Source organism: Cytophaga sp. FL35 (assembly GCF_014349235.1).
In the GTDB taxonomy this organism is placed as follows: domain Bacteria; phylum Bacteroidota; class Bacteroidia; order Flavobacteriales; family Flavobacteriaceae; genus Euzebyella.
On sequence record NZ_JACSOH010000006.1, the window covers coordinates 190,232 to 215,831 of the forward strand.

The 25,600-nt window shown below is 38.9% G+C and carries 28 protein-coding genes; 18 read left to right on the forward strand and 10 right to left on the reverse strand.

What is annotated here, in order from left to right:
* Window positions 1-71 precede the first annotated feature (71 nt).
* The gene (locus BIZ36_RS07045; RefSeq protein WP_187457170.1) at window positions 72-245 is read right to left on the reverse strand and encodes a hypothetical protein; all 174 of its coding nucleotides are present in this window, start codon (window positions 243-245) and stop codon (window positions 72-74) included.
* A 377-nt stretch (window positions 246-622) separates the two neighbouring features.
* On the opposite strand from BIZ36_RS07045, the gene BIZ36_RS07050 reads away from it, so the two are divergent.
* On the forward strand, window positions 623-1,009 hold the full coding sequence (locus BIZ36_RS07050) for a pyrophosphohydrolase domain-containing protein (protein WP_187457171.1): 387 nt from the start codon (window positions 623-625) through the stop codon (window positions 1,007-1,009).
* A gap of 89 nt (window positions 1,010-1,098) precedes the next feature.
* Here BIZ36_RS07050 and BIZ36_RS07055 read toward each other — a convergent pair whose 3' ends face one another.
* Window positions 1,099-2,163 carry a branched-chain amino acid aminotransferase gene (locus BIZ36_RS07055; RefSeq protein WP_187457172.1) on the reverse strand — a complete coding sequence of 355 codons (1,065 nt, stop codon included), beginning with the start codon at window positions 2,161-2,163 and terminating at the stop codon, window positions 1,099-1,101.
* Window positions 2,164-2,269: 106 nt separating this feature from the next.
* Between BIZ36_RS07055 and BIZ36_RS21115 the strand changes: the two genes are divergently transcribed.
* The 10 genes from BIZ36_RS21115 (at window position 2,270) to BIZ36_RS07105 (ending at window position 11,968) form a co-directional block, all read left to right on the forward strand.
* Window positions 2,270-2,779, forward strand: a complete 510-nt coding sequence (locus BIZ36_RS21115; RefSeq protein ID WP_187457173.1) for a DUF4920 domain-containing protein — start codon at window positions 2,270-2,272, stop codon at window positions 2,777-2,779.
* A 12-nt stretch (window positions 2,780-2,791) separates the two neighbouring features.
* Window positions 2,792-3,451, forward strand: a complete 660-nt coding sequence (gene mnmC2, locus BIZ36_RS07065) for a tRNA (5-methylaminomethyl-2-thiouridine)(34)-methyltransferase MnmC2 (protein ID WP_187457174.1) — start codon at window positions 2,792-2,794, stop codon at window positions 3,449-3,451.
* Between the two features lie 126 nt (window positions 3,452-3,577).
* Window positions 3,578-4,540 (forward strand): TIGR01777 family oxidoreductase, encoded by a 963-nt coding sequence (locus tag BIZ36_RS07070; protein ID WP_187457175.1) that lies wholly within the window; start codon window positions 3,578-3,580, stop codon window positions 4,538-4,540.
* A 160-nt stretch (window positions 4,541-4,700) separates the two neighbouring features.
* A complete protein-coding gene (locus BIZ36_RS07075; RefSeq protein WP_187457176.1) occupies window positions 4,701-5,261 on the forward strand; it encodes a nucleotide exchange factor GrpE in 561 nt (186 codons plus the stop codon).
* Window positions 5,262-5,269: 8 nt separating this feature from the next.
* Window positions 5,270-6,394 (forward strand): molecular chaperone DnaJ, encoded by a 1,125-nt coding sequence (dnaJ, locus tag BIZ36_RS07080; RefSeq protein WP_187457177.1) that lies wholly within the window; start codon window positions 5,270-5,272, stop codon window positions 6,392-6,394.
* Window positions 6,395-6,619: 225 nt separating this feature from the next.
* A complete protein-coding gene (locus tag BIZ36_RS07085) occupies window positions 6,620-7,555 on the forward strand; it encodes an ABC transporter ATP-binding protein (RefSeq protein WP_187457178.1) in 936 nt (311 codons plus the stop codon).
* The gene (locus BIZ36_RS07090) at window positions 7,548-8,891 is read left to right on the forward strand and encodes an ABC transporter permease (RefSeq protein WP_187457179.1); all 1,344 of its coding nucleotides are present in this window, start codon (window positions 7,548-7,550) and stop codon (window positions 8,889-8,891) included. The genes BIZ36_RS07085 and BIZ36_RS07090 overlap by 8 nt, the downstream gene beginning before the upstream one ends.
* Entirely contained in the window at window positions 8,884-9,828 is a 945-nt protein-coding gene (locus BIZ36_RS07095; protein ID WP_222937291.1) for a mechanosensitive ion channel family protein, read from the forward strand. Before BIZ36_RS07090 ends, BIZ36_RS07095 begins: the two co-directional genes overlap by 8 nt.
* The gene (locus BIZ36_RS07100; RefSeq protein WP_187457181.1) at window positions 9,818-10,693 is read left to right on the forward strand and encodes a DUF6268 family outer membrane beta-barrel protein; all 876 of its coding nucleotides are present in this window, start codon (window positions 9,818-9,820) and stop codon (window positions 10,691-10,693) included. Before BIZ36_RS07095 ends, BIZ36_RS07100 begins: the two co-directional genes overlap by 11 nt.
* A gap of 111 nt (window positions 10,694-10,804) precedes the next feature.
* Window positions 10,805-11,968, forward strand: coding sequence for a sigma-54-dependent transcriptional regulator (locus BIZ36_RS07105; protein ID WP_187457182.1), 1,164 nt, complete (start codon window positions 10,805-10,807; stop codon window positions 11,966-11,968).
* A gap of 5 nt (window positions 11,969-11,973) precedes the next feature.
* On the opposite strand, the gene BIZ36_RS07110 is transcribed toward BIZ36_RS07105, so the two are convergent.
* Window positions 11,974-12,699: a hypothetical protein gene (locus BIZ36_RS07110; RefSeq protein ID WP_222937292.1), complete on the reverse strand. Its 726-nt coding sequence runs from the start codon at window positions 12,697-12,699 to the stop codon at window positions 11,974-11,976.
* A gap of 165 nt (window positions 12,700-12,864) precedes the next feature.
* Here BIZ36_RS07110 and BIZ36_RS07115 point away from each other — a divergent pair, with 165 nt between their 5' ends.
* From BIZ36_RS07115 to BIZ36_RS21120, 3 genes are all read left to right on the forward strand, one after another.
* Entirely contained in the window at window positions 12,865-13,749 is an 885-nt protein-coding gene (locus tag BIZ36_RS07115) for a PPK2 family polyphosphate kinase (protein WP_187457183.1), read from the forward strand.
* On the forward strand, window positions 13,746-15,140 hold the full coding sequence (locus BIZ36_RS07120) for a M20/M25/M40 family metallo-hydrolase (protein WP_187457184.1): 1,395 nt from the start codon (window positions 13,746-13,748) through the stop codon (window positions 15,138-15,140). The genes BIZ36_RS07115 and BIZ36_RS07120 overlap by 4 nt, the downstream gene beginning before the upstream one ends.
* Window positions 15,141-15,215: 75 nt before the next feature.
* Window positions 15,216-16,148 (forward strand): peptidylprolyl isomerase, encoded by a 933-nt coding sequence (locus BIZ36_RS21120; protein WP_187457185.1) that lies wholly within the window; start codon window positions 15,216-15,218, stop codon window positions 16,146-16,148.
* A 443-nt stretch (window positions 16,149-16,591) separates the two neighbouring features.
* Here the strand turns inward: BIZ36_RS21120 and BIZ36_RS07130 are convergent, their stop codons facing one another.
* The 4 genes from BIZ36_RS07130 to BIZ36_RS07145 all read right to left on the reverse strand — a co-directional run bounded on the left by BIZ36_RS07130 (window position 16,592) and on the right by BIZ36_RS07145 (window position 18,935).
* The gene (locus BIZ36_RS07130; RefSeq protein WP_187457186.1) at window positions 16,592-16,786 is read right to left on the reverse strand and encodes a cold-shock protein; all 195 of its coding nucleotides are present in this window, start codon (window positions 16,784-16,786) and stop codon (window positions 16,592-16,594) included.
* Between the two features lie 129 nt (window positions 16,787-16,915).
* On the reverse strand, window positions 16,916-17,296 hold the full coding sequence (locus BIZ36_RS07135; protein ID WP_187457187.1) for a hypothetical protein: 381 nt from the start codon (window positions 17,294-17,296) through the stop codon (window positions 16,916-16,918).
* 5 nt (window positions 17,297-17,301) lie between these two features.
* Window positions 17,302-18,147, reverse strand: a complete 846-nt coding sequence (locus BIZ36_RS07140) for a hypothetical protein (RefSeq protein WP_187457188.1) — start codon at window positions 18,145-18,147, stop codon at window positions 17,302-17,304.
* Window positions 18,148-18,296: 149 nt separating this feature from the next.
* Window positions 18,297-18,935, reverse strand: a complete 639-nt coding sequence (locus tag BIZ36_RS07145; RefSeq protein ID WP_187457189.1) for a peroxiredoxin — start codon at window positions 18,933-18,935, stop codon at window positions 18,297-18,299.
* Window positions 18,936-19,046: 111 nt separating this feature from the next.
* Between BIZ36_RS07145 and BIZ36_RS07150 the strand changes: the two genes are divergently transcribed.
* Window positions 19,047-19,592 carry a YfiT family bacillithiol transferase gene (locus BIZ36_RS07150; protein ID WP_187457190.1) on the forward strand — a complete coding sequence of 182 codons (546 nt, stop codon included), beginning with the start codon at window positions 19,047-19,049 and terminating at the stop codon, window positions 19,590-19,592.
* 1 nt (window position 19,593) lies between these two features.
* Here the strand turns inward: BIZ36_RS07150 and BIZ36_RS07155 are convergent, their stop codons facing one another.
* Complete coding sequence (locus tag BIZ36_RS07155; protein WP_187457191.1) at window positions 19,594-20,154, reverse strand: thioredoxin family protein; 561 nt, start codon at window positions 20,152-20,154, stop codon at window positions 19,594-19,596.
* Between the two features lie 89 nt (window positions 20,155-20,243).
* On the opposite strand from BIZ36_RS07155, the gene BIZ36_RS07160 reads away from it, so the two are divergent.
* From BIZ36_RS07160 to BIZ36_RS07170, 3 genes are read left to right on the forward strand one after another with little or no spacing between them, the layout of a single operon-like run.
* Entirely contained in the window at window positions 20,244-20,582 is a 339-nt protein-coding gene (locus BIZ36_RS07160) for a tRNA-binding protein (RefSeq protein WP_187457237.1), read from the forward strand.
* Between the two features lie 4 nt (window positions 20,583-20,586).
* On the forward strand, window positions 20,587-21,507 hold the full coding sequence (locus BIZ36_RS07165) for a bile acid:sodium symporter family protein (RefSeq protein ID WP_187457192.1): 921 nt from the start codon (window positions 20,587-20,589) through the stop codon (window positions 21,505-21,507).
* A gap of 32 nt (window positions 21,508-21,539) precedes the next feature.
* Window positions 21,540-22,541, forward strand: coding sequence for a 1-acyl-sn-glycerol-3-phosphate acyltransferase (locus BIZ36_RS07170; protein ID WP_187457193.1), 1,002 nt, complete (start codon window positions 21,540-21,542; stop codon window positions 22,539-22,541).
* Window positions 22,542-22,543: 2 nt separating this feature from the next.
* Here BIZ36_RS07170 and BIZ36_RS07175 read toward each other — a convergent pair whose 3' ends face one another.
* Window positions 22,544-25,066, reverse strand: coding sequence for a M14 family metallopeptidase (locus tag BIZ36_RS07175; protein ID WP_187457194.1), 2,523 nt, complete (start codon window positions 25,064-25,066; stop codon window positions 22,544-22,546).
* 129 nt (window positions 25,067-25,195) lie between these two features.
* Window positions 25,196-25,573 (reverse strand): PUR family DNA/RNA-binding protein, encoded by a 378-nt coding sequence (locus BIZ36_RS07180; RefSeq protein WP_187457195.1) that lies wholly within the window; start codon window positions 25,571-25,573, stop codon window positions 25,196-25,198.
* Window positions 25,574-25,600 lie beyond the last annotated feature (27 nt).

Genomic DNA, 25,600 nt, shown 5'->3' on the forward strand with positions numbered 1-25,600 from the left:
AAATTTTGAAGGATAGGCCCGTAAGCCGGGGCCAGTCCTATAACTCTGCTAACACAGAAGAGAAAATGGTGTTAAACAGCTTTTTTTAGTTTTGAACTGGATTGTAATGGATAGACGGCAGTTTTAGCATCTACCGAATCATTATTCCCTTTATTTTCCTTTGCGGAAACGCCACTTAAACTGAAGACCATAAAAATGGCATTTGCTCCAACTAGAATCAATAATATGGTGAAAAATGTCATCATTTTGTTTGCCCCTTTGTTTACTAACGAACAATATTTCGTTTTGTTATGTTATACGAAAGAAAATTTGCGAAAAGATGTTGTAAGTTTAATTTTTCACAAATGCAGAATTTAACTGTTAATTTTTTAGGTAAAACTTGAGAAAGAACAGTATTCCTATGAAAATAGCAAAAGCAATGGCGATCCATTTGACACCTCCATAATTTTTGGCATGGAGCTTTTTGTCTTTCTTGTAGGTTGAAATGATTACTAATGCAAAAACTATGGCGAAGAGGACGGCAAAAATGATTTGTCCGGTGCTGAACATATTCGTTACTTTTAAGGTAAAATTACGTTAAAAGGGCAGGTTTTCTGCTACTTATTAAAATTATTTATCACCTATGAAGAGTAAAATTAGCGCGGTAGAATTGTTCCATACCTCCTTTGGGCTTGGTGTTTCGCAAACAATGAAAGCGGATTTGGGCAAAGCCAAGAACACATTGAGGTACAATCTTATGGATGAGGAAAATAAGGAATATCTTGAAGCGGCCAATAATAATGATATGGTGGAGGTGGCCGATGCCCTGGGTGACATGCTTTATATTTTATGTGGCACTATTTTAGAACATGGTATGCAATATAAAATTGAAGAAGTCTTCAATGAAATTCAACGGAGCAACATGAGCAAATTGGGAGCGGATGGCAAACCCATTTACAGGGAAGATGGTAAAGTGTTGAAAGGCCCCAATTACTTTAAACCAAATATTCTAAAGATTTTAGAAGATTAAGTACCTATTATACAGGAAGGAATAAAAAAGCCCGTTCAAATTTTTTTTGAACGGGCTTTTGTTTTCCTAAAACCAATTTTTGGATTGGACTAAATGCCCATTCTCCAACCAAAAGGGTCTTCAGCTCTGTTGAACTGAATATCCGTAATCCGTTTTTTGAGCCTTGTAGCAAAGCTTTCGGTCAATTCCGGTAAATCATAATCCACGTCCCTGAACCCAAAAGTGGAGATAGGGGAAATAACAGCGGCAGTTCCGGCACCGAACATTTCTTTAAGACTTCCATTTTTAGCTGCTTCTACCACCTCGGAAACCGTTATTTTTCTAACCTCCGTGGCGATTCCTTCGTCCTCTGCAATCTGTAAAATACTTTTTCGGGTAATGCCATCCAAAATACGATCGCTTGTAGGGCCGGTAATCAAGGTATCATTGATTCTTACAAAAATGTTCATGGCACCCGCTTCCTCAATAAATTCGTGATTGTTGTCATCGGTCCAAATTACCTGGCTGTATCCTTTTTCGGCTGCCAATTGGGTAGGATAGAACTGTCCGGCATAATTACCTCCGGCCTTGGCATAACCAACACCTCCGTTGGCAGAACGAGAATAAGTTTCTTCAATCAATACTTTTACTTTGCCGGAAAAATAGGAACCGGAAGGAGCCAGGCATATAATAAACTTATATTCATTGGCTGGTGAAGCATGAAACCCTTTTCCTGAGGCAAAAATAAAAGGACGTATATATAAAGAACTTCCATCTTTTTGTGGAATCCAGTCTTTGTCTAAATTGACCAATGCCTTAAGACCTTCCATAAAATACGCTTCGGGTACCTCCGGTATGGCCATACGCTTGGCGGAAATATTCAAACGCTTATGGTTGTCCAATGGTCTAAACAACCAAACTTTATCGTCCGTATCTTTATAGGCCTTCATACCTTCGAATATAGATTGTCCATAGTGGAAAATTTTTGCGGATGGTTCCAAGCTAATAGCTTGGTAAGGCATTACTTTGGGTGCTTCCCATGCTCCATTCTTATAATCACAGACGAGCATATGATCGGTAAAGACGCTTCCAAATGCAAGATTATCAAAATCTATTTGGTCAATTTTTGACTTGGCTACCTTCTCAATGCTGATTTTTTGCATGGTTGTACTCATAATATCAAATTTTAAGGAATAAAAATACCAATTTTAAATTCATCAAACCTTTATAATTGCTGGAAAAATTAGCAGTTTTGTAAAGGCATTTAAATTTTTGATGGATATGAAAAGATTTAACACTTTACTTGTGTTTTTTATGCTGATTGTAGCATGTAAAGGGCAAGAAAAAAAGACAATTGAGAGTTCAAAGGTCAATGAAGAAACAACTTTCAAATCCTTTGGCGAAGAGATAAGCTCCGATTCAATAGAAAATGTACAATTTTTGGCCTCCAAATATGAGGAAATGGTTGTCGCAGATACCTTGGAGATTAAATTTAAGGGAACGGTAACAGATGTTTGCAAAGTAAAGGGATGTTGGATGAAAGTCCAGTTGCCGGAAGGTAAAGAAGCTATGGTTAGGTTTAAGGATTACGGTTTTTTTATGCCAAACGATATTACTGGAAAGGAAGTGGTGATTAATGGTTTTGCTTTTGTAGAGTCCATGAGCGTGGAAGACCAAAAGCACTACGCGAAGGATGCCGGTAAATCTGCAGATGAAATAGCACAAATTACATCGCCCTTAAAATCTTACGGTTTTGAGGCAGATGGCGTGCTAGTGCCTGTAAAACAGTAAGTGCCTATTACTTTGGAGCGAAAAATTATTACTACGGGCGATGGGTCCAAAACCATTCAAATTTTGGATTGGGATGAGCAATACCATTCCAAGCACGGTGCCGTACAGGAAGCTTATCATGTTTTTATAAAACAAGGGTTAGACCTTTTTCGGGATACGGAGATTGGTATTTTGGAGATTGGGTTTGGTACTGGTCTTAATGCATTTATTACCTTGCTTGAGTCCTCGTCCAGGCAACTTACAATTAACTATTGCGGTGTTGAAAAGTTTCCCGTAAACGATGATGAGCTTGCACTTCTGGATTATTCTACAACCTTGAATGCTAAAAGTGAACACGCCGTTTTTCAAAAAATGCACGAGGTACCTTGGGAAGAAATACATAAGATACATCCCAATTTTAGCTTGGTAAAAAGAAGGATGGACTTTTCTGAAATACGAAATCGGAATGAATTCGACCTTATTTATTTTGATGCTTTTGGTGCTCGGGTGCAACCCGAGTTATGGACCGAAGCTATTTTTTCCCTAATGTACGCCGCGCTTAAGGAAGGGGGTGTATTGGTAACCTATGCCGCCAAAGGGAGTGTGAGAAGGGCTATGCAAGCTGTAGGTTTTAGCGTAGAAAAGCTACCTGGACCTCCAGGGAAGCGCGAAATGCTTCGGGCCAAAAAATAGTATATTTTCCATATAAAAAGTTAATTTTCAGTTTGTTAAACAAATAATTTAACAGATGCTTTTGCATTTGTGTTAAATCGGAATTAAAGACAATTCAACACCCAAATCAAAGCTTTATATTTGAGTATGAGAATTTTGATTACAGGTGCAACAGGTCTTGTGGGGAGTGAAATTGTGAGGCAGTGCCATGCACAAAATATACATGTGAATTATCTTACCACAAGTAAGGATAAATTGGTTTCCAAAACGGAATATCAAGGTTTTTATTGGAATCCGGACAAAGGCGAAATAGATTTAAATTGCTTTAAAGGGGTAAGTGCCATCATCAATTTAGCAGGCGCTTCAATAGCTAAAAGATGGACACCTAAATACAAGAAAATAATACTTTCCAGCAGGGTTCAATCCCTTCAAACGTTACACAAAGGTCTGCTGGAATTTGGTTCTGAATATATAAAATCCTTTGTTTCAGCTTCCGCTATCGGAATTTATCCTAGTTCCGTGGGTAATTATTACACTGAGGAGGAACAAGCGGTGGATAATAGTTTTTTGGGTGAAGTTGTAGAAAGGTGGGAACAAGAGGCTGATCAATTTCAAGGTTTTCCTTTTCCGGTTGCAAAAATTAGAATTGGGTTGGTTATGGCCAAAGAAGGCGGTGCTTTGCCTCAGATGACCAAACCAATCGATAATTATGTGGGCTCTGCCTTTGGTAGTGGTGAGCAGTGGCAATCGTGGATTCATATCCAAGATTTGGCAAGAATGTTTCTTTTTGCCGTAGACAATACACTTTCGGGAGTTTTCAATGGCGTGGCCCCTAATCCTGTGAGCAATGAAAAATTGGTTAAAAAAATAGCGGATGTTCTAAAAAAACCATTGTTTTTGCCTAATATACCAGAGTTTGTAATGAAGTTGGTCCTAGGTGAAATGAGTTACCTACTTTTTAGCAGTCAGAGGGTGAGTAGCAAGAAAATTGAGGAAACAGGTTTTTCTTTTAAGTATACCAATGTCTGTCCTGCACTCCAAGAAATTTACGGAGTTAAATCTTCAAGTAAAACTTCGGAAATGGGGTTGAAAAAAGAATATTCCTCGTAGAGGTTTTAAGAGCTTTTTTGAACAATCCGCTTAATGGCGGATTTTTTTATGTTCTATAGGCTATGCAGTCATCTTATTTTTTAATGACATTTTGACATTTTTAAAGAAATGGCAGTACTTTTGCCTCCTCGTTACCGTGAAATTAAAAGCGAAGTAAAAAATGAGCGATAAAGATATAACCGAAGATTTTGAAGAGGCTTTAGAAGAGGAGCAAAAGAATGCTGCCAATGAAGAGTCAATAGATGCCGAAGGTGCCGTAGATGGGGAGCTTAGTGTAGAGGAACAACTAAGGGAAGATTTGGCTAAGGAGAAAGATAAGTTCTTGCGTTTGTTTGCAGAGTTTGAAAATTTTAAGAAAAGAACATCTAAAGAACGAATGGAAATGTTCAAAACGGCGGGGCAGGAAATCATGGTTTCCATGTTACCGGTTTTAGATGATTTTGATCGTGCCTTGAAGGAGTTGGCGAAGTCTGATGACAAGGAAATGTTCAAAGGTGTGGAGCTTATAAGGGTCAAGTTTCGTGAAACCCTGAAATCCAAGGGCCTTGAAGAAGTTGAGGCCGGACAAGGAGATACTTTTGATGCCGAGGTTCACGATGCCATTACCCAAATCCCAGCTCCGGACAAAAAGCTAAAAGGCAAGATTGTAGACGTAGTGGAGAAAGGATATAAGCTCGGGGAGCGTATTATTCGTCATCCAAAAGTAGTTGTTGGAAACTAAATTGAAGTATGAAGGAAGATTATTACGAAGTATTAGGGGTTGGTCAAAGTGCCAGTGCGGCGGAGATAAAGAAGGCTTACCGAAAGATGGCCTTAAAATATCACCCGGACAAAAACCCAGGGGATTCTAAAGCGGAAGAAATGTTCAAAAAATCCGCAGAAGCCTATGAGGTACTAAGCAACCCGGATAAGAAAGCTAGATATGACCAATTTGGTCATGCTGCCTTTGATGGCGCCGGCGGTTTTGGCGGTGGCAGTATGAATATGGACGATATCTTTAGTCAATTTGGTGATATCTTCGGAAGCGCCTTTGGCGGTGGCGGAGGTTTCAGTGGTTTTGGCGGTTTTGGCGGTGGAGGCCAAAGAAGGGTAAAAGGCAGTAACCTTAGAATAAGGGTGAAACTTAGCCTTGAAGAAGTGGCCAACGGGGTTGAGAAAAAGGTTAAAGTTCGCAGAAAAGTACAGGCAGAAGGGGTAAGCTATACCACCTGTGGTACGTGCGGTGGTAGAGGCCAAGTTACCAAGGTTACCAATACCATTTTGGGTAGAATGCAAACCGCAACTACCTGTAGTACCTGTGGAGGTAGCGGTCAGGTTATAGATAAAAAACCTAGTGATGCAGATGCTCAAGGTCTTAAGGTTCAAGAGGAAACCGTATCTATAAAAATACCTGCCGGTGTTGAGGAAGGTATGCAATTAAAGGTGCCCGGGAAGGGAAATGATGCTCCTGGAAATGGTGTTGCTGGAGATTTGTTGGTAGCTATTGAAACAGAAGAGCACTCGACTCTTAAACGGGAAGGGGATAATTTGCACTATGATCTTTATATCAGTTTTTCCGAGGCCGTATTGGGTACCTCAAAGGAAATTGATGCCGTTGGAGGCAAAGTGCGCATAAAGCTAGAGCCTGGCATTCAATCCGGAAAGATTTTAAGATTGAGGGGAAAAGGAATATCCAGTATCAATGGTTATGGTAGCGGAGATTTATTGGTCCATGTGAACGTATGGACCCCTAAAGAACTTAACAAAGAACAAAAGGAGTTCTTTGAGCGTATGCAGGGCAATGAAAATTTTGATCCAAAACCTGAGAAATCTGATAAATCTTTCTTCGAAAAAGTGAAGGATATGTTCTCTTAACCCAAAAAGTTTGGGATTTAAATAAAAAACGTATATTTGATTCATATTGGGAAACCAATATAAAATTTTCTTTTTCATAGCAATTTTTTTCCCATCCTTAAATGCATTTAAGGGTGGGTTTTGTTTTTAGGGTGATTGCTAGGTGATTGAAAGGTCTTTTAAACTAAGCTTCTTCCTCAAGTTTAACTGACAACTCTTTTATATATCTTTGACAAAATTGCTTGCATGAACGATATTTTGGTCGCTAAGGAAGTCACCAAAAAATACGGCGAACACACTGCGCTTGATGAGGTATCATTGAATATACCCAAGAATAGTATTTATGGACTTCTTGGTCCCAACGGTGCCGGTAAGACCACTCTTATTAGGATAATAAATCAGATTACCTATCCGGATAAAGGTGAGGTTTATTTTGATGGGGAGGCTTTGCAAAACCATCACGTGGCACAAATTGGGTACCTTCCAGAAGAAAGGGGACTCTACAAGAGTATGAAGGTAGGAGAGCAGGCTCTTTATTTAGCCCAACTCAAGGGCTTGGATAAGGCCGAAGCCAAAAAACGGTTGAAGTTTTGGTTTGAACGTTTGGAAATAGGAGATTGGTGGAACAAAAAAATTCAAGAGCTATCCAAAGGCATGGCCCAGAAAATCCAGTTCATAGTAACAGTGCTTCACGAACCTAAACTTTTAATATTTGATGAACCTTTTAGTGGGTTTGACCCCATTAATGCCAACATCATTAAAGATGAAATTTTAAAATTAAAAGAGCAGGGTACTTCCATCATATTTTCCACGCATCGCATGGAATCCGTTGAGGAACTTTGTGAGCATATTGCCTTGATACATAGGTCTAAGAAAGTATTGGACGGTAAATTATCCGAGATTAAAAGGGCTTATAAGAATAATATTTATAGAGTAGGCCTACAAACCGCTAACGCAGAATTGATCCTTTCTGAAATTACTGAAAAATTTAAGGTGTCCAATTCCTCCTACGATTCTTTGGAAAACCAGTTGGACTTTACCCTGCAACTCCCCGATGAAAAATCTGGAGAAGTACTGGCATATCTATCCAATAAGGCAAATGTGAACCGTTTTGTAGAGACCATTCCTTCAACCAGTGAAATTTTTATTAGAACCGTACAAAGCAAAGAATTGAATGCGTAAACTATTGCTTATTATCAAAAGGGAATATTTGGCCAAGGTGAGAAACAAGTCCTTTGTAATCATGACCTTTTTAAGTCCAATCCTTATGGTGGGAATGGTTGTTCTTATCGCTTACCTCACAAAAGTAAATGACAACGATCACAAGGTAATTGCCATTTTAAACGAGAGTAATTTTTTTTCAAATGAGTTTGTTGCAACGACCTCCACTTCGTATGTCAACTTTGATGATGTGTCTTTGGAAACGGCAAAGGATTCAGTTGCTAGTTTAGGGTTCTACGGGCTACTTTACATTCCGGATGAAATTCATATAGAAAAGGTTTGCGATCGCTCGTTCTTTTATACGGAAGATGCCCCAAGCACGGATATCACCGAAAAAATAGATGCTGTTTTTCAGGAAAGATTGAGGCAGTCAAGACTTTTAGAGTTGGGACTTACCGCATCTGAGTTTGAAAAGGTTGATACTCAGTTTGATATTCGTACCGCCACTTTTGACGGGCAGACCAATGTCAAGGGTATCAATGAAATTAAAGCTTTTATTGGGGGTGGTTTTGGTTACCTAATCATGATGTTCATCATTATCTATGGAGGTTTTGTAATGCGTAGCGTGATTGAGGAAAAGACTAGTAGGATAATAGAAGTAATCATTTCATCGGTAAAGCCTTTTCAATTAATGTTGGGTAAGATAATAGGAACCTCATTGGCTGGAATTACCCAATTTGGTATTTGGTTGGTTTCGGCATCGGTATTATTATTGGTGGCATTTGCCGTTTTTGATATCGATCCATCCGCATTGAACACCAGTGCCCATCTACAAACGGGTATGGGGGCAAATATGGCACCTACCATACCTACGGCTGATCAAACCGTGCAACTCTATGCTCAAGAATTGTTTCGTATTCCTTGGGTGATGCTCATTTTCTTTTTTTTGGTTTATTTTCTATTGGGGTATTTAATATATAGCTCCATCTATGCCGCTATTGGAGCGGCGGTAGATAATGAAACGGATACGCAGCAATTTATTTTTCCCATTATCTTGCCTTTAATGTTAGCTATATATGTAGGGTTCTTTTCGGTTTTTAGCAATCCACACGGACCTATTGCGGTAGGTTTTTCCCTGTTTCCATTGACTTCGCCTATTGTGATGTTGATGCGGTTGCCTGGTGGTATTGGAGAAGGCGGGGTGCCTGTTTGGGAATTAGTGACCTCAATCCTCTTATTATTCGGTACCTTTATAGGTATTGTATGGTTGGCCGCCAAAATTTATAGGGTGGGTATTCTTATGTATGGTAAAAAACCAACATACAAAGAACTTTTCAAGTGGCTTAAATATGATTAGTGCATTTCAAGAAGAACCCAACAAGGTGGTTGAGGTTATTGAAGAAGATATTTGGGGGGCAATAAAGGAGTTTTTGCAGATTGGTATCGGTTATGGTTCTGGAGACCAGCGCATAGAAATTACCATTGGTCTGCTTATTATGCTCAGCGTGGCCTTGCTTGTTACCAATTTTCTATTGCGGTGGTTGAGGTCTCTACTCACTAGACGCATGGCAAACGATGATCGGTTAAAGTTCATTAGTGTCTTTAAGTTTATACGCTATGTAATTTATATTGTGGTTATCATAATTACCATGAGTGCGGCCGGTATAGACATTACACTATTGCTTACGGCATCTGCCGCATTGTTCGTTGGTTTAGGTTTGGCCTTACAAGAACTTTTCCAAGATGTGATCGGCGGTATTTTCATTATTCTGGACAAATCTTTGCACGTAGGCGATATCATTGAGGTAAATGGTAAAGTGGGTAAAGTTTTTGAGATAAAATTGCGTACTACTAGGGCTATTACCAGAGATGATAAGGTGATCATCATTCCAAATCATCATTTCATCAGTGAAATTATTTATAACTATACCCAAAATCATAAAACTACGCGAGAAAAAGTGATAGTGGGGGTGGCTTATGGTAGTGATATAGATGTGGTTACCAAAATCTTATTGGAAATTGCAGAAGGTCAAGAAGGGATAATGAAAAATCCTAAACCTTTTGTATTGTTTGATGATTTTGGTGATTCTGCCTTACTTTTTTCGGTTAATTTTTTTATTTCCGATAGTTTTTCTGATCCAAGAATCAAAAGTGAAATGCGATATAAAATCGATGCTAAATTTAGGGAGCATAAGATAACCATTCCCTTCCCTCAAAGAGATATTCATATTTTTCAAGACTTACCTTTTCGTCATACTTCAATTGGCACTGCCAAGAACTCTAATGAATCATAAATTATTTAATTGGCTCATTGCTATTTTTTTGGCAATAGGATATTTTGGCCAAGCGCAGACCCCAGATGTGATAAGGGCAGAGTACATGTTGATGCCAAGGAATAAATCTGACGCCAGCTTATCACGTCTCAAATTTTTGGTCAACTTTCCTATTACCGTTGCAGATTCCAATAACCTGGTTTTTGGTAGCGAGTATAACCGGTTGGCATACGACTTGCAAAGAGAGCTTCCCTTCAGTAGTGCCGGGCTAAAGCAATTTCATGTTCTGGACTTGAATATGGCCTATGTTTGGAAATTTAAACCCCAATGGCGATTTATTGGGGTAATCACCCCCAGATTGGCTTCCACTTTGAGCAAACCGTTAGAAAATGGAGATTTTTCCATAAATGCTACGGTAGGTTTTTTAAAGGAGGAGAAAAATGTACCTAAACCCATGAAATTGGTCATGGGAATTGCTTACAATTCAACTGTAGCCTTACGAATCCCATTACCAATTATATACTATGAAAAGCGGTTTAGACCTAATTGGAGCTATGTTGTGGGCATTCCTAAGTCTGGGTTTAAATACCATTTAAACGAAAGACATCAATTTCAGACAGAGTTTATATTTGACGGGTATTACGTGAATTTACAAAGTAACATTGTGCTGCCCAATACCGTAACCGCCTCTTCTGTATCTTCCTCTGCAGCCCTATTTACCTTGGGTTATCAGTATAAAATGGCAAAAAGTACATTTTTGTATGGTTATGTGGGGCATACGGTTTTCCAAGATGGGGTGCTAAGGGACGAAGAGAGAAATGATATTTTTACGCTCAATGACGATCCCAGCTTTTATCTTAGAACTGGTTTTAGGATAGGACTCTAGACTGGTTGCCATTGTAATGTGTGATCAAACGATTAAAAAGTAGTTAAAACTTTCCAAGTCTTGACTGGTACTTGTATCTTACCAAAAGATTAACAATTGAAGTAATTCCTTATGTCAAAAATATTACTGATTGAAGATGAAGCTGCTATTCGCAGGGTATTGGTCAAAATACTTTCCGAGGAGAATGATTCTTATCAATTAGAAGAAGCAGAAGACGGTTTAAAAGGTATGGAGGCCATTAAGAACAATGAATACGACTTGGTCCTTTGTGATATAAAAATGCCCAAAATGGATGGGGTAGAGGTGTTGGAAGCTGCCCGGAAAATTAAGCCAGAAATCCCTTTTATTATGATTTCCGGTCATGGTGATCTGGATACGGCCGTGAACACCATGCGAATGGGAGCATTTGACTATATTTCCAAACCGCCGGATTTAAATAGGTTGCTTACCACGGTGCGCAATGCCTTGGATAGAAAGGTGTTGGTAACCGAAAATAAGATTCTTAAGAAGAAAGTAGGCAAGAATTATGAAATGATAGGTGAAAGTAAAGAGATCTCGGCTATTAAGGACATCATCGAAAAAGTGGCACCTACAGATGCCAGAGTTTTAATAACGGGATCCAATGGAACCGGAAAAGAACTGGTCGCTCATTGGTTGCATCAAAAAAGTGCTAGGAGTTCCGCGCCTTTTATCGAAGTGAACTGTGCGGCCATTCCATCGGAATTGATAGAAAGTGAGCTTTTTGGCCATGTAAAGGGCGCTTTTACATCTGCGGTCAAAGATCGTGCAGGAAAATTCGAGGCTGCCAATAAGGGTACTATTTTTTTAGATGAAATTGGGGATATGAGCCTCTCTGCACAGGCAAAGGTATTGCGGGCACTACAGGAGAATAAGATTTCTAGAGTAGGTACGGATAAGGATATAAAGGTTGATGTACGAGTGGTAGCCGCTACCAACAAAGATTTGAAAAAGGAAATTGAAGAAAACCGTTTTCGAGAAGATTTATATCATAGGCTTGCCGTAATCTTGATTAAGGTTCCTGCATTAAATGATAGAAGGGAAGATATACCATTATTGATCAATCATTTTTCGAAAAAAATCTCCCAAGAGCAAGGAATGGGCCTAAAAACATTTTCTGATAAGGCCGTTAAGCTGTTAAAAAGTTACGATTGGACCGGGAATATTAGAGAGTTAAGGAACGTTGTAGAGCGACTAATAATATTGGGAGGAAAAGAAGTAAGCGAGGAAGACGTAAAACTTTTTGCAAGCAAATAGTTAATTTATTTGCCGCACTCACTTAGTTGATCCAATGCCTTTTTAGTTATTTCCTTGGTTTTAAGGTTGTAGTATTTTTTGCCTTCGGAAAGGTTGGGTTTCAATAATTGCTGCTCACAATGTTCATATACTCTAGTTGCAAATGCCCTGGCTTCCGTGCAATTGACAGTTTTTACCATGTTTTCCAGCGACTTTCTATAATTCACTAACGAAGAATCTACCTTTTTTCGAAGTAATATTTCGGAAGGAGGTTCGTAGGTGTTTTTGGATTCATTATTTAGTTTTACGGTATTTAAGCTAAGTACGTCGTTACCGTAATTGCTACCATGGCTATCGTGTTCGTTCAATGATTCCAATGTGGCTATCGTTTCCTTTAGGGCCTTGTTCAAAAGAATATTGGTACTGGCAATGGTTGTGGTTTTGGTTGCTAGTTTAAGATGGTCAGAACCCTCCGTAATATTATCAATAGCATATTCGCAGCCACATTCTTCCAAATCGTTCTTGGTTTTCTCTATGGCATTGATAGCCTTGAAGGTATGAAATCGCGACAATTGAAGATCTGTCATTCCTAAAGCTGCTTCAATTTCGGATTTTACATATCCAATATTGGAGTTGGCATATTTACAGGATTGACCTGTGGTAAACGAAGATAGTATACCAACGGAGCAAAGTATTAATGCTATTCTCAACTGCTTCATAGTCAATAAAAAAGGTTGTAAAATTTGGGACATTCTACGTTTGCAAAGTTAAGGTCAACTGTTTCTTAAGACCTACTTTTTTCGATGGAACGCCTTTTGATTATACTTTTTTGGATTAACCTGCCTTTTTTTGTGATTAACGACCAATTTCTTTAACATTTTTACCCTTTCAACGATGTTTTATTTTATATTCCAACTATGGATACATCAAAAATTACCACGTACAAAGTGACTGAGGCCATTCAATTGTCTCAAATACCTACTTATGAAGATTTTAATTCATCGGATAAACAACTTAAAAGAGAGTTGGAAAATGTAAGGGAAGCGTTAGGAGACTTCCAAGATACCCTTTATGCACATGGAAAGTACAGCGTTCTGGTTTGTCTTCAAGGGATAGATACGGCGGGTAAGGATAGCCTGATTCGTGAAGTCTTTAAAGACTTTAATGCTAGGGGCGTAGTTGTTCATAGTTTTAAGGTACCTACGGAACTCGAAAGAAAACACGATTATTTATGGAGACACTATATTGCCTTACCGGCAAGGGGAAAATTTGGGGTTTTTAATAGAACTCATTATGAAAATGTTTTGGTTACCCGTGTACATCCCGAGTACATCTTGGGAGAGCACCTACCCGGAATTCATTCGGTAGCAGATATTGATGAAGAATTTTGGAACAAAAGATTTGATCAAATAAATGATTTTGAAAGGCATATAGCAGAAAATGGTACCCTAGTTTTCAAATTTTTTCTTCATATATCCAAAGAAGAACAAAGACAGCGATTGTTGAGGCGACTCGCACTAAAAAGAAAGAATTGGAAGTTTTCGCCGGGTGATTTGGAAGAACGTAAGCTATGGGACCAGTATCAGTCTTGTTATGAAGAAGCCATTAATAGAACTTCTAAGGCACATGCCCCTTGGTATATAATTCCGTCGGACAATAAAAAAGCAGCCCGTGTTAGTGTGGCCAGTATCCTATTGCAAGAGTTAAAAAAGTATAAAGATATTCAGGAACCCGAGTTGGACGAAAAAATTAAGGTTAATTTAGAAGCCTACAAACAACAGCTGGAAAACGAAAACGGATGAGAAAACTCTTTTTTTTAATGATATTATGTTTGGCAGGGACTGTGAATTCCCAAGAAGATGCCCAACAAATGGATAAGATTTATAAAACGGCTTTAACCGAAGGGAAAGCCTATGACTGGTTAAATCATTTGAGCAACCAAATTGGAGGTAGATTATCAGGTTCGGTACAGGCACAACAAGCCGTTGATTATACCAAGGCAGAACTGGAGTCGTTAGGATTGGATAAGGTCTGGCTTCAGCCGGTTATGGTACCCAAATGGGTACGCGGAACCCCTGAGTTCGCTTATTTTGAAACAGCACCAGGCCAGTCTACCAATGTATCTGTATGTGCCTTGGGCGGTTCTGTGGCAACCCCAGTGGGCGGTCTTAAGGCAGAATTGGTTGAGGTAAATGGAATAGAGGATTTAAAACGCTTGGGAAAGGAGAAAATAGAGGGAAAAATCGTGTTCTATAATAGGCCTATGGACCCGACTGTAATAAGTACTTTCGAATCCTATTCAGGTTGTGTGGACCAGCGATATTCCGGGGCGGCCGAAGCAGCCAAATACGGTGCCGTAGGTGTCCTTGTACGCTCAATGAGCCTTAAATTGGATGACCATCCTCACACGGGATCTATGAGTTATGGTGATACTCCGGTGGCCGATAGAATCCCTGCCGCGGCCATTAGTACCAATGGTGCTGAACTGTTGAGTACCACCATAAAACTAAATCCAAAGACCAGGTTTTACCTTAGACAAAACTGCAAACAGTTTGATGATGTGGAATCCTATAATGTAATAGGAGAAATAACCGGTAGCCAATTTCCTAATGAAATTATGGTAGTTGGTGGTCATCTGGATTCTTGGGATTTAGGCGATGGATCCCATGATGATGGTGCAGGCTGCGTGCAAAGTATGGACGTACTGAGACTTTTGAAAAAGACAGGGTATAAGCCAAAGAGAACTATTAGGGTGGTTCTTTTTATGAACGAAGAAAATGGATTAAGGGGAGGCAATAAATACGCGGAAGTGGCCCAAAATAAAAAAGAGAAACACATTTTTGCCTTGGAGAGCGATGCGGGAGGCTTTACACCCAGAGGTTTTTCTTTTGATTGCACTGAGGCTAACTTAGAACGGGTTCAGGAGTGGAAAAAATTATTTGAACCCTATCTTATTCATATGTTCGTTAAGGGATATAGCGGTGCGGATATTGGTCCTCTTAAGAATCAAGATATGGTATTGGCCGGTCTACGGCCAGACTCACAAAGGTATTTTGACCATCATCATGCAGAAACAGATACGTTTGAACATGTTAACAAACGGGAATTGGAACTTGGTGCGGCCAGTATGGCCAGTTTGATCTATCTTTTTGATAAATACGGTATTATCCCTAATAACAAGATTAAAGGTTAGGGCAAACCAATTTCTCTATTACGGGGAAATCGGCTTAAATCCTTACCTTTGCCGCTCAATTAAATAAGCATAAAAATGCAAGAAGGAATCTACGCAAAATTCAATACTTCAAAAGGAGAGATACTTGTAAAATTAACCCACGATAAAACTCCGGGTACCGTTGGCAATTTTGTTGCTTTGGCGGAAGGAAAGCAAGAAAATAAAGTTAAGGCAGCGGGTGAGCCCTATTATGATGGAATTACGTTTCACAGGGTAATTCCAGATTTTATGATTCAGGGAGGTTGTCCTCTTGGTACCGGAACTGGCGACGCTGGTTACAAATTTGATGATGAATTTCATCCAGAGCTTAAGCATTCAGAACCGGGAGTTCTCTCTATGGCCAATGCTGGACCAGGAACTAATGGAAGTCAGTTTTTCATTACGCACGTACCAACTCCATGGTTAGACGGTAAACACACCGTTTTTGGTCATGTAGAAAGTGGTCAGGAGGTTGTGGATGCCATTGCCCAAGGAGATTCAATTGAGACTTTGGAGATTGTAAGGGTAGGGGACGAGGCAGAAAATTGGGATGCAGTAGATGCCTTTAAATCTTTTCAGAATTCCAGGGAACAAAGAATTGCAGAAGAAAAAGCAAAGCAGGAAGCGGAACTTGAAAAGGTAGCGGCCGGTTTTGAAAGCACTGCTAGCGGACTGCGTTATAAAATAATTCAAAAAGGTGACGGTGCAAAAGCCGAAAAGGGAAGTAAGGTATCGGTTCATTATGAAGGAAGCTTAATGAACGGACAAGTTTTTGATTCCTCTTATAAAAGGAAACAACCCATAGACTTTCAAATTGGTGTTGGTCAAGTTATTCCGGGGTGGGATGAAGGTATTGGTCTTTTACAAGTGGGGGACAAGGCTCGCTTTGTAATCCCTTCAGATTTAGCATATGGTAGTGCAGGTGCAGGTGGTGTTATTCCTCCAAATGCAACCTTGCTTTTTGATGTAGAATTAATGGATGTGAATTAATATAGTATCTGGTTGAAATATAAAAAGCCCCGATTTTTTCGGGGCTTTTTTATGCGGTCAATCTTTTTATTTCTACCAAAATAATCCTGGATGAAAACATAGATTTTCCAGTGCCAAAAAGGCATTATAAAATTTAATTAAGAATGTACGGGCCCCTTAGATAAGTTATCGCTGGGATTTCTTTGCCCTATCTGAGCTTACTAAAAACAATACAACGTTTACAATAAGCAATAGAAATAGAATACCAAAAAAAGTAGTCATAATTCATTATTTAGGTGATGGGGAAATTTTGCTATCCGCTTACTAGATGCACAAATTGGAGTGGGGTTGCGTTAAAACGCGAACAAATGTATGAAAAATATGACTAATGTGTTGATAATGAATAAAAAAACCCCAACAAATTGTTGGGGTGGATACTGTATAAAAAGAGTTAATGCGTCGTCTTAGTCAACTACTTTCACATTCACCGCGTTCAGTCCTTTTCTACCTTGTTGTAGCTCAAATTCTACAACATCACCTTCGCGTATTTCGTCAATAAGTCCTGAAATGTGTACAAAGTGATCTTCGCTTGAACCTTCTTCAGTGATAAAGCCGTAACCCTTTGAATCATTGAAGAACTTAACTGTTCCTTTACTCATAATAAAAAATTAAATTAATTAAAGCGCAAATGTACTGTTATTAAATTTAAATGAGTGATTTTTCGTTAGTTATATTTGGAGGTTGTCAAATTTTAATGGATATCCTGAAAAATATGGTAACCAAACCTCTTAACTGATGATGCTTTTTATGGATGCTGCAATAGATTCCGTATTCAAACTTAAGATGGCAGATGCCATTCCTAGTATTTTGGTGGCCCAGTTGATTCCTGTTTGAATATTATCCAGATTAGAATAAAGTTCTTGGGTTTTTTCAGTTATTATTTTAATCTTATCTAGGCTTTCTACGGCATCGTCCAATACTAAAACAGCTGATTTTGTATAAAGCTCGGTAGTATGCTCTAATAAGTTGTTGTGTAGTTCCTTTAACCGTGTGTTTTCTTGAGGGGTTAATTTTGAAAAATTACGGTATCTAAAATCCCCAAGATCATTGGTCATTTTCAAAATATTGTCTGCCAATTCCTTTACTTGTTCAGATGTTAAATTTGCCATGATACTCAATTAAACTGAGAAATAATTCTTGCTCCCAATGCCAGCTTCTGGGCCGTTTTGCCCAAACTGCCCTTAACTTCATCTTCAGTTAACTGATCTAGATTTTTCAAAAGCAAGCTGTGACCTTCTTTTACCTCATTTATCAAATCGCCAAATAGCCTCAATTCATTTTGATATTTTTCTATTGTTGCCTTTTTTTCAAAGTAATCCTCGGCAAACTTGGTGCGTTCGTAGGAAGAAAGGTTGGTGTCCTGAACCAAATCGAAATAAAAATTTTGGATACCGTTTTTTTGTACTTCCAGTTTTCCGTTAAGATTTTGAGATAGATTGAATTCCAAGAAGTGTAACAAATGCTGAAAAGGCTCATGTCCCTCTGTTACATATGCCTTAATTTTTTTTCTTGAACGGATTCCGCTATAGGCTTTTAAAATTAATGAGCTTAGCTTTGAATAGGACGTTACATCTTCTGCATTTAATTTAATTGGACCGTAATTACCTGTCGCCAATGCATTGGTGAGTTCTGCTGTTTGAAATTTTGTAATGGTTTTGTCACTAACGGCCATTAAACCATGAAGGTATTCTACCGTAGCCGTATAAATGGCAGTGGTGATACTATCGGCTTTTACATTACCCTCACATTCGCAATCTGTCTTATAAACATTGAAATTGGAAATATGTTTAAGTTCACAGTCTTGAGTGCATATAGTGGTGAAACTTTGAGATAGGTTTCCGTAGGTTTGCAGGGCCTCTATTGAATTCTTGGAAAAATTGGTAACGTGGCCCAGATTTACACATCCCATAAGTAAGGACATGGTAGAAGTAGTAAAAAGAAATGTTTTAAGAGTTTTCATTCCCGACTTATCTAATTACAAGTTATGAAGAAAGATCTTAAGTGTACAAATATTTTGGGTCAGCAAGACTAGCTTGTTGCGTTTTCTGAATTATCAAATAAAAAACCTCATAACATTGTTATGAGGTTTTTTGCTTAAATATATTCGGGTTAAGCGGTAGGGTCTGGAGTCATACGTAAGTATGGCTTTACTTCCTCTACTCCTTTTTTGAACATCTCTTTGGCGTCCTCAGTAGAAATTGCTGGGCTCACTACCACACTTTCTCCCTGTTTCCAGTTGGCAGGGGTAGCTACCTTATGGTATGCTGTCAATTGTAAGGAATCGATAACCCTTAGCAATTCATAGAAATTTCGGCCGGTGGAGGCCGGATAAGTGATGATGAGTTTCACCGTTTTATCCGGAGCAATGATAAAAACAGAACGTACCGTTAAATTATTATCGGCATTAGGGTGAATCATATCATAAAGGTCAGATACTTTCTTGTTCTCATCGGCAATAATGGGAAAGTTAACGGTTGTATTCTGTACTTCATTAATATCCTTGATCCATTCGTTATGGGAGCTGGCTCCGTCTACGCTAAGGGCCAACATCTTTACGTTTCGTTTATCGAACTCATCCTTAAATTTAGCTGCCGTACCTAATTCCGTAGTACAAACAGGGGTAAAGTCCGCAGGGTGAGAAAACAAAATTCCCCAACCATCGCCTAAATAATCATAAAAATTTATCGTACCTACAGAGCTATCTGCGGTAAAGTCCGGGGCCTTGTCGCCCAATCTTATTGTTGCCATTTATATAGTATTTACTGGGTTAAAATTAAATTCCTATAAAATTAGTAGATTAAAGGTCTTCAGGCATGCTTTTATGGTTAAAAATGTATTAAAGTTTGTTACTTTTAGTTTATGGAAGAACATGAACTATATAAACTGAAATACCCCATAGGAACATTTGAGGTACCGGAAGTAATCACTGATGAAAATTTAAACGAGTGGATAGGCATTTTGGAAGAAATCCCCAATAAGCTGAGAATTCTTGTTGAAGGATTGTCTGAACCCCAACTTGAAGCGCCGTATAGACCTGAAGGATGGACAGTTAGGCAGACTGTGCACCATATTGCCGATAGCCACCATAACAGTTATTTGAGGTTTAAATGGGCGCTTACGGAAAACAGTCCGGTCATCAAGGCCTATGATGAAAAAGAATGGTCCAAACTTTTTGATGCAAAAACGGCTCCCATAGAACTTTCCCTTACTCATTTAAGTGCCGTTCACGCAAAGTTGGTCTACTTGCTAAAAGGGTTATCACGAGAATCGTTGAAAAGAAAATTCATTCATCCGGAGGGCCATGTAGAAACCAGTTTGGATGAAAATGTGGGAAGATATGCTTGGCACGGCCAACACCATTATACGCAGATAGAAAATTTACTCAAAAGAAGAGGTTGGGTCTAGATCAATCCTTTTTCCATTTGATGTTACATCCAATACTCGGCTTTTGCATTTCGGAAACCAATTTATTGTTTAAAACAGCTTGTATAGCATCTTCCAAATCTTTTCCTGTAACCGGCACCCCGTTTCCAGGTCTGGAATCATCCAGTTGACCTCTATAGACTAGCTTTAAATTGTCATCAAAAAGGTAGAAATCTGGAGTACAGGCCGCATCGTATGCTTTGGCTGCTGTTTGGTCTTCATCGTATAAATAGGGATAGGTGTAGCCTTCTTCCTCAGCGGTTAATTTCATGAGGTGCGGCGCATCTTGAGGGTAGTTTTCAACATCGTTGCTTGATATAGCTACAAAAGAAATACCTTGTTTTTGATAGGTCTTACCTAATTGCGCGATTGCTTCATTAACATGCTTTACAAAAGGACAGTGATTACAAATAAACATGATAACCGTTCCTTTTTCGCCTTTTAAATCGTCAAGGTGTAGTTGTTGATTACTTACGGTATCCAATAGACTAAATTTGGGTGCTGAGGTGCCCAAAGGGAGCATATTACTTGGTGTTCTGGCCATTTTCTCACGTATTTATCCACAAAGTTAAAAACTTAATTGCCCAACCTTTGCTATATTGACGGCTATTTTAATTTCTTTACTATTTTATGATGGAGGAACACATTTCATGGAGTGATTTTGCAAAAATTGACATGCGCGTAGGTACGGTTATAGAGGTAAATGACTTTCCTGAAGCAAGAAAACCTGCCTATCAGGTCCATATTGATTTTGGGGAGGCGATAGGAGTAAAAAAGACATCGGCACAAATCACCTTAAAATATAAAAAAGAGGATTTGGTAGGATTACAGGTGATAGCTGTGGTCAATTTCCCCAAAAAACAGATTGCCAATTTTATGAGTGAATGTCTTATCTTGGGAGCAGTGAATGAAAAGGAAGTAACCTTACTTCAACCTACCGGGAAGGTAACCAACGGCCTTAAAATATCTTGATTCTTTGAATGAAAACCTAATAGATAACGTTCTTCTCAACTTTGATGCCCGTTCTCAATGGATACTCAACATTGCGTTGGCCTTTGTCATGTTTGGTATTGCTTTAGAAATATCAATGTCAGATTTTAAAAGGGTTGCCAATCATCCAAAATCGATTGTTGTAGGAGTGGTTAGTCAATTTTTGGTACTACCCTTTGTTACGTTTTTGTTGGTATATTTTATAGAACCATTACCAAGCATAGCTATGGGAATGTTTATGGTTGCTGCATGTCCCGGTGGTAATGTATCTAACTTTATTACCCATTTAGCCGGCGGCAATACGGCCCTGTCCATTAGTCTAACGGCCATGGCAACTTTGCTAGCAGTGATAATGACGCCATTGAACCTTCAGTTGTGGGCGGGGATGTACGCTCCTACTGATACCATACTTAAGAATGTTGCCATTTCCCCATGGAAAATGGTGCAGTTGGTAGCCTTGTTGTTGGGGTTGCCGTTATTCCTAGGGTTGTTGATCAACCATTTAAGACCAAACATGGCACTAAGAATTGGAAAGGTGTTAAAAATGGTTTCCTTATTGTTCTTTGTACTACTGATTTTTATGGCTCTCTACAATAATAAAGAGATTTTTATGGAGTACGTACTTTATGTATTCTGGTTGGTGGTATTACACAATCTTGTGGCATTTTCTACAGGTTTTTCAATAGCTAAATTATTTAAGTTGCCTTCCAAGGACGTGCGCTCCATAACTGTTGAAACGGGGATACAGAATTCAGGACTGGGCTTGCTTCTTATTTTTTCATTCTTTGATGGACTTGGTGGTATGGCTATTCTGGCCGCATTTTGGGGTATTTGGCATTTAATTTCTGGATTGCTGTTGGCTGCATTTTGGAATTACAGGCCTATTAATACAGAAAAACTGGTTTGAAAAACTTCTTATACTGGCTCTTGAAAATTTACATGAAAGCTGCCCTGCACTTGTATTTTGGTAGGATAGAAGTTCACGGATTAGAAAATGTTCCTAAAACAGGAGCGGTTCTTTTTTTGCCAAATCACCAAAAGGCCTTGATGGACGTTCTTTTGATTGTTACCGATTGCCATCGAAAACCGTACTTTTTAACTCGGTCCGATGTTTTTAATAAACAAGTATTAAGGAGATTTTTTGCTTTTCTACAAATGATTCCAATTTACCGAATGCGGGATGGGAGAAACCAATTAAAGAACAATGAGGCAGTCTTTAAAAAGTGTACGGAACTTTTTGAAAATGAAGAGGCCATTGTTCTTTTCCCTGAAGCTAACCACAATCTAAGGCGAAGGGTGCGCAACCTAAGTAAAGGGTTTACACGCATTGTTTTCCATTCTTTAAAGTATAGCCCTTCAAATGAAATTTTGATAATACCTGTTGGTCTAAATTACCTAAAAAGCACTGGTTTTCCGGATAAAGTAGCTGTGTATTATGGAAAACCCATTGTGAGTTCGCAATTGTATGACCCAAATGATGTTTTTACATCTGTGCAAAATGCCAAGAAGCGAGTAAAAGAGCAGTTGAAGCAGTTGACTACCCATGTTGAGGATGAGCTTAATTACGAGAACATTATAGACAAAATGGAAAGCAACAACGTCAACTTTTTGAACCCCACAGAGAGCAATAAATTCATTAGATCATCAGAAACCAAGATAAATAAAGAATCTGGAAAGATTGCCGCACCTGTTACTTTTCGATTGGTTTTTCATCTTTTTAATATAGCCGCATTAGTACCGTGGAGATTTTGGGTGAAACCCAAAGTTTGGGAGCCTGAATTTCTATCAACTCTGAGGTTTGCATACGCTTTGGTAGTCTATCCCTTCTGTTATGTACTATTTTTATCCCTATTTACTGCGGTTTTTGGGTTTGGTGTAGCGATTATTTTGGTGTCCTTACATGTACTTTTTAATTGGGCTTATGTGAAAGGGGGGTCTTAAGATTACATTAGGTTGCCAAAAAATATGGCGTTCATCAGCAATTTATTGGTACCGTACCAGAAAGCCCTAAAATTGGTATTATCCGTAAATGCAATTACACGACCTCTACCCAAATGTTGTACCTGAAAGGGTACACTGTTTTTAATCAGCTCCAAATTCTCCTCAGAAATATAACCACTAAGTAATGGGTCTTCTGTATATTTTATAGGATTGTTGTAGCTATTCTTGTCCGGTACAATATAAATATTGGTATTTCTAAAGAGTGGTAAGGTTTTATTTTTATAACCGAAGGCAATAGGATGTGAAAGGTCCAATTGAGCTTCAAATATGGCGCCACCAGTTACTTGTGCTCCTGTGAAATTTTGTTTTTGTTCAAAGGAAACATTTTTGGCAATTAGGGTGTCTTTTTTAAACTGCAGGTCTATAAATTTTTTTGATGCAAAGAACTCAACGGCAGAGCGATAGGTAATTAAAGTACCGCCATCCTGTACCCAATCCTTTAGCTTTTTGATGTTGCTGTTTCCTAAGGTATTACTAGCTATGCTTGGAACGATAATATCCGTATATCTATTCAAATCTATACGGCTCAAATATGCTACATCTAGTTTGCTTAATTTCATCTGGTACCGCGTATCGAATAAATGCCAAATTTCTCCGGCATCATAGGAGCGTACCCCATTACCGGTTAGGATGCCTACACGCTGCTTTTTAACTGGTTCAAAATCATTGCTGCCAAGATCAATTCCTTGGGTGAGTCCGGTTGACACAGCGGTTATTTCAATCCCACAATCTTGTGCTGTTTGGGACAAAATTTGCCTTACACTTTCCGCGGGAAGGTTTTGGTTTTGTATTGGGACCATAATAGTTCCGTAACCATAATTCTTATTTTCCAGACTAAATTTTTTCTTGGCCACCTTGGCTCTAATCCCTTTTTTAAGGATTTGATTTAGAGCTTTGGGAGTGTAATATTCGTTCCATTCAAAAAGATAGGCGTAATCTCCATTGCCCTTCATCTTACCTTTAGGTTCATGAAGCTCCGTTATCTCTTCGCCCATATTTTGAAGCGAACGTATGTCAGCATAATCCATATTAAAGGCCAGAGGGAAGGTCCATGCAGAAATGTCATAGAAAATACTGTCTGTAAATGAAGTTCGTTTTTCAAACATGGCTTTTATGAGCCTGTGGTTCTTTTGGCTGTATGGAACCATAAAACTCGCGCCCTTTTTAAAATCCATTCCATTGTACCTAAAATCGTTTCTAAGATGATGGAATTTTATTTTATGCCGATGAAGAATTTCTGCCAAGTGTCGGGTTTTAGCTGCATCCTTGCTATCACCAAACACGATGGCCCTAGAACGCCCAATGACCGATTCAAGACCTACTTCTTTAAAAAACTGCTGTTGGTACTTTAAAATTTTAGGACGAAGTTCCGTAGCGGCTTCAATCGTAGATATCGCGGTGGTCATTTGATTTCTGATGGTGAAAGGAAAGGTGAGAAGTCCATTTTCAGATTCCTGTAAATGTCCGCGGGAGCTTCCTTGTTCAAAAAGGATTCCGATTCCTCCATTGATGTCCGGAAAGGTCGATCCCTTTCCGTAATAATAGTCATCATAATTTTCTTCAGAATAGTAGAGGGAACCTATTTTTTCCAAAGCCCTTGCGTGAAAATTTCCAATTTCAGCCGTTAGGGATTGATTTTCCTTAGGTGTTAAAGGGTGAACCCTTGTAGGTTCTCCGGGTTGAAAGAAAAAGGTAGAATTGGTGCCCATTTCATGATGATCCGTTAAAATATTGGGCATCCAACGGTGGTAGGTTTCAATACGGGCCCTGCTTTCCGGTAATTGAACGGGAAGCCAATCGCGGTTCATATCAAACCAGTAATGGTTCGTTCGGCCACCCGGCCAAGCTTCATGAAACTCTCTGTCATTGGAATCTGGGTTGGGTTGTAGGTTTTTATTGGAATTGGCCCAGTGGGCAAATCGTTGTAGGCCATCAGGGTTAAAACAGGGGTCTAAAAGAATGACGCTGTTTTGCAGGATATCCTCAATTTCTGGCCCTTCGGCGGCAGCCAAATAATAGGCATAGGCCAATGCAGCATTGGATCCGCTTGGTTCGTTACCATGTATGGAAAACCCTTGATAGACCACCACGGGCATTCCATCGACAGATATGGAATTTCGGTTGCTATCCGATAATTTTAAATGTTCCTGTCGTATACCCTCCAGTTGTCCATGATTTGTGGGAGAAGTAACGGTCAATAGTAACAACGGCCGTCCTTCAAATGTTTTACCGCGTTCTTCTAAAAGTATGCGCTCACTGGACTTCGCCAAAGCGCGCATATACTGTTCTAACTTATCATGGGTAACATGCCATTGCCCAACTTCATGGCCAATTATTTGTTTTGGCGTGGGAATTTTTGGATTGTAGGTAATGCTATCGGGCAAATAATAGGAAAGGTCAACATTTTGTTGTGATTGGATGGAATAGCAGGATAAAACTAGTAAAAGAGAGATAAGGGATTTCATAAAGGTCTCATTTGCTTATAAATGTACCTAAAAAGCATTGAACCTAAGGAATCCGGATTATGTGAAATTAGTATAAAATAAAAAACGACCCTTAATAAGGGCCGCCTTTATATGTTTAGAGTTAGTAATTTAAATGTCATCAAAGCTTACATCCGTAAAGCTATCAGAAGTTTTTACGTGACCGTTCATACTAGGTTCTTCTTCTTCCTTTTTGAAGTCCTTTTGATGGCGTTCAGAAATAACTTCAGAACCTTTTTCTGAGATAATGTAATCCATCATTTCCTCTACATTTTCCCTAAACGCGGAGAAGTCTTCCTTGTAAAGGTAAATTTTATGTTTTTTGTAGTGGAAAGATCCATCATCATGAGTGAATTTTTTGCTCTCCGTGATTGTTAGATAATAATCTCCGGCCTTAGTACTTCTTACATCAAAGAAATAGGTTCTTCTACCCGCTCTTAAAACTTTAGAATAAATCTCCTCTTGATCCATTGCATCTTTTTCGCTCATCTCGAAATGGTGTCTAGTTAATAGTTA

Excerpts from the sequence above, each read along its gene's own strand:
- BIZ36_RS07110 (WP_222937292.1), bottom strand. The coding sequence starts at position 12,699 with ATGTCCCAAATTTTACAACCTTTTTTATTGACTATGAAGCAGTTGAGA.
- BIZ36_RS07130 (WP_187457186.1), bottom strand. The coding sequence starts at position 16,786 with ATGAGTAAAGGAACAGTTAAGTTCTTCAATGATTCAAAGGGTTACGGC.
- BIZ36_RS07100 (WP_187457181.1), top strand. The coding sequence starts at position 9,818 with ATGAATCATAAATTATTTAATTGGCTCATTGCTATTTTTTTGGCAATA.
- BIZ36_RS07090 (WP_187457179.1), top strand. The coding sequence starts at position 7,548 with ATGCGTAAACTATTGCTTATTATCAAAAGGGAATATTTGGCCAAGGTG.
- BIZ36_RS07085 (WP_187457178.1), top strand. The coding sequence starts at position 6,620 with ATGAACGATATTTTGGTCGCTAAGGAAGTCACCAAAAAATACGGCGAA.
- BIZ36_RS07155 (WP_187457191.1), bottom strand. The coding sequence starts at position 20,154 with ATGGCCAGAACACCAAGTAATATGCTCCCTTTGGGCACCTCAGCACCC.
- BIZ36_RS07095 (WP_222937291.1), top strand. The coding sequence starts at position 8,884 with ATGATTAGTGCATTTCAAGAAGAACCCAACAAGGTGGTTGAGGTTATT.
- BIZ36_RS07140 (WP_187457188.1), bottom strand. The coding sequence starts at position 18,147 with ATGAAAACTCTTAAAACATTTCTTTTTACTACTTCTACCATGTCCTTA.
- BIZ36_RS07160 (WP_187457237.1), top strand. The coding sequence starts at position 20,244 with ATGGAGGAACACATTTCATGGAGTGATTTTGCAAAAATTGACATGCGC.
- BIZ36_RS07070 (WP_187457175.1), top strand. The coding sequence starts at position 3,578 with ATGAGAATTTTGATTACAGGTGCAACAGGTCTTGTGGGGAGTGAAATT.
- BIZ36_RS07145 (WP_187457189.1), bottom strand. The coding sequence starts at position 18,935 with ATGGCAACAATAAGATTGGGCGACAAGGCCCCGGACTTTACCGCAGAT.
- BIZ36_RS07055 (WP_187457172.1), bottom strand. The coding sequence starts at position 2,163 with ATGAGTACAACCATGCAAAAAATCAGCATTGAGAAGGTAGCCAAGTCA.
- BIZ36_RS07115 (WP_187457183.1), top strand. The coding sequence starts at position 12,865 with ATGGATACATCAAAAATTACCACGTACAAAGTGACTGAGGCCATTCAA.
- BIZ36_RS07045 (WP_187457170.1), bottom strand. The coding sequence starts at position 245 with ATGATGACATTTTTCACCATATTATTGATTCTAGTTGGAGCAAATGCC.
- BIZ36_RS21115 (WP_187457173.1), top strand. The coding sequence starts at position 2,270 with ATGAAAAGATTTAACACTTTACTTGTGTTTTTTATGCTGATTGTAGCA.
- BIZ36_RS07075 (WP_187457176.1), top strand. The coding sequence starts at position 4,701 with ATGAGCGATAAAGATATAACCGAAGATTTTGAAGAGGCTTTAGAAGAG.
- BIZ36_RS07150 (WP_187457190.1), top strand. The coding sequence starts at position 19,047 with ATGGAAGAACATGAACTATATAAACTGAAATACCCCATAGGAACATTT.
- dnaJ (WP_187457177.1), top strand. The coding sequence starts at position 5,270 with ATGAAGGAAGATTATTACGAAGTATTAGGGGTTGGTCAAAGTGCCAGT.
- BIZ36_RS07050 (WP_187457171.1), top strand. The coding sequence starts at position 623 with ATGAAGAGTAAAATTAGCGCGGTAGAATTGTTCCATACCTCCTTTGGG.
- BIZ36_RS07105 (WP_187457182.1), top strand. The coding sequence starts at position 10,805 with ATGTCAAAAATATTACTGATTGAAGATGAAGCTGCTATTCGCAGGGTA.
- BIZ36_RS07180 (WP_187457195.1), bottom strand. The coding sequence starts at position 25,573 with ATGAGCGAAAAAGATGCAATGGATCAAGAGGAGATTTATTCTAAAGTT.
- BIZ36_RS07120 (WP_187457184.1), top strand. The coding sequence starts at position 13,746 with ATGAGAAAACTCTTTTTTTTAATGATATTATGTTTGGCAGGGACTGTG.
- BIZ36_RS07175 (WP_187457194.1), bottom strand. The coding sequence starts at position 25,066 with ATGAAATCCCTTATCTCTCTTTTACTAGTTTTATCCTGCTATTCCATC.
- BIZ36_RS21120 (WP_187457185.1), top strand. The coding sequence starts at position 15,216 with ATGCAAGAAGGAATCTACGCAAAATTCAATACTTCAAAAGGAGAGATA.
- BIZ36_RS07135 (WP_187457187.1), bottom strand. The coding sequence starts at position 17,296 with ATGGCAAATTTAACATCTGAACAAGTAAAGGAATTGGCAGACAATATT.
- BIZ36_RS07170 (WP_187457193.1), top strand. The coding sequence starts at position 21,540 with ATGAAAGCTGCCCTGCACTTGTATTTTGGTAGGATAGAAGTTCACGGA.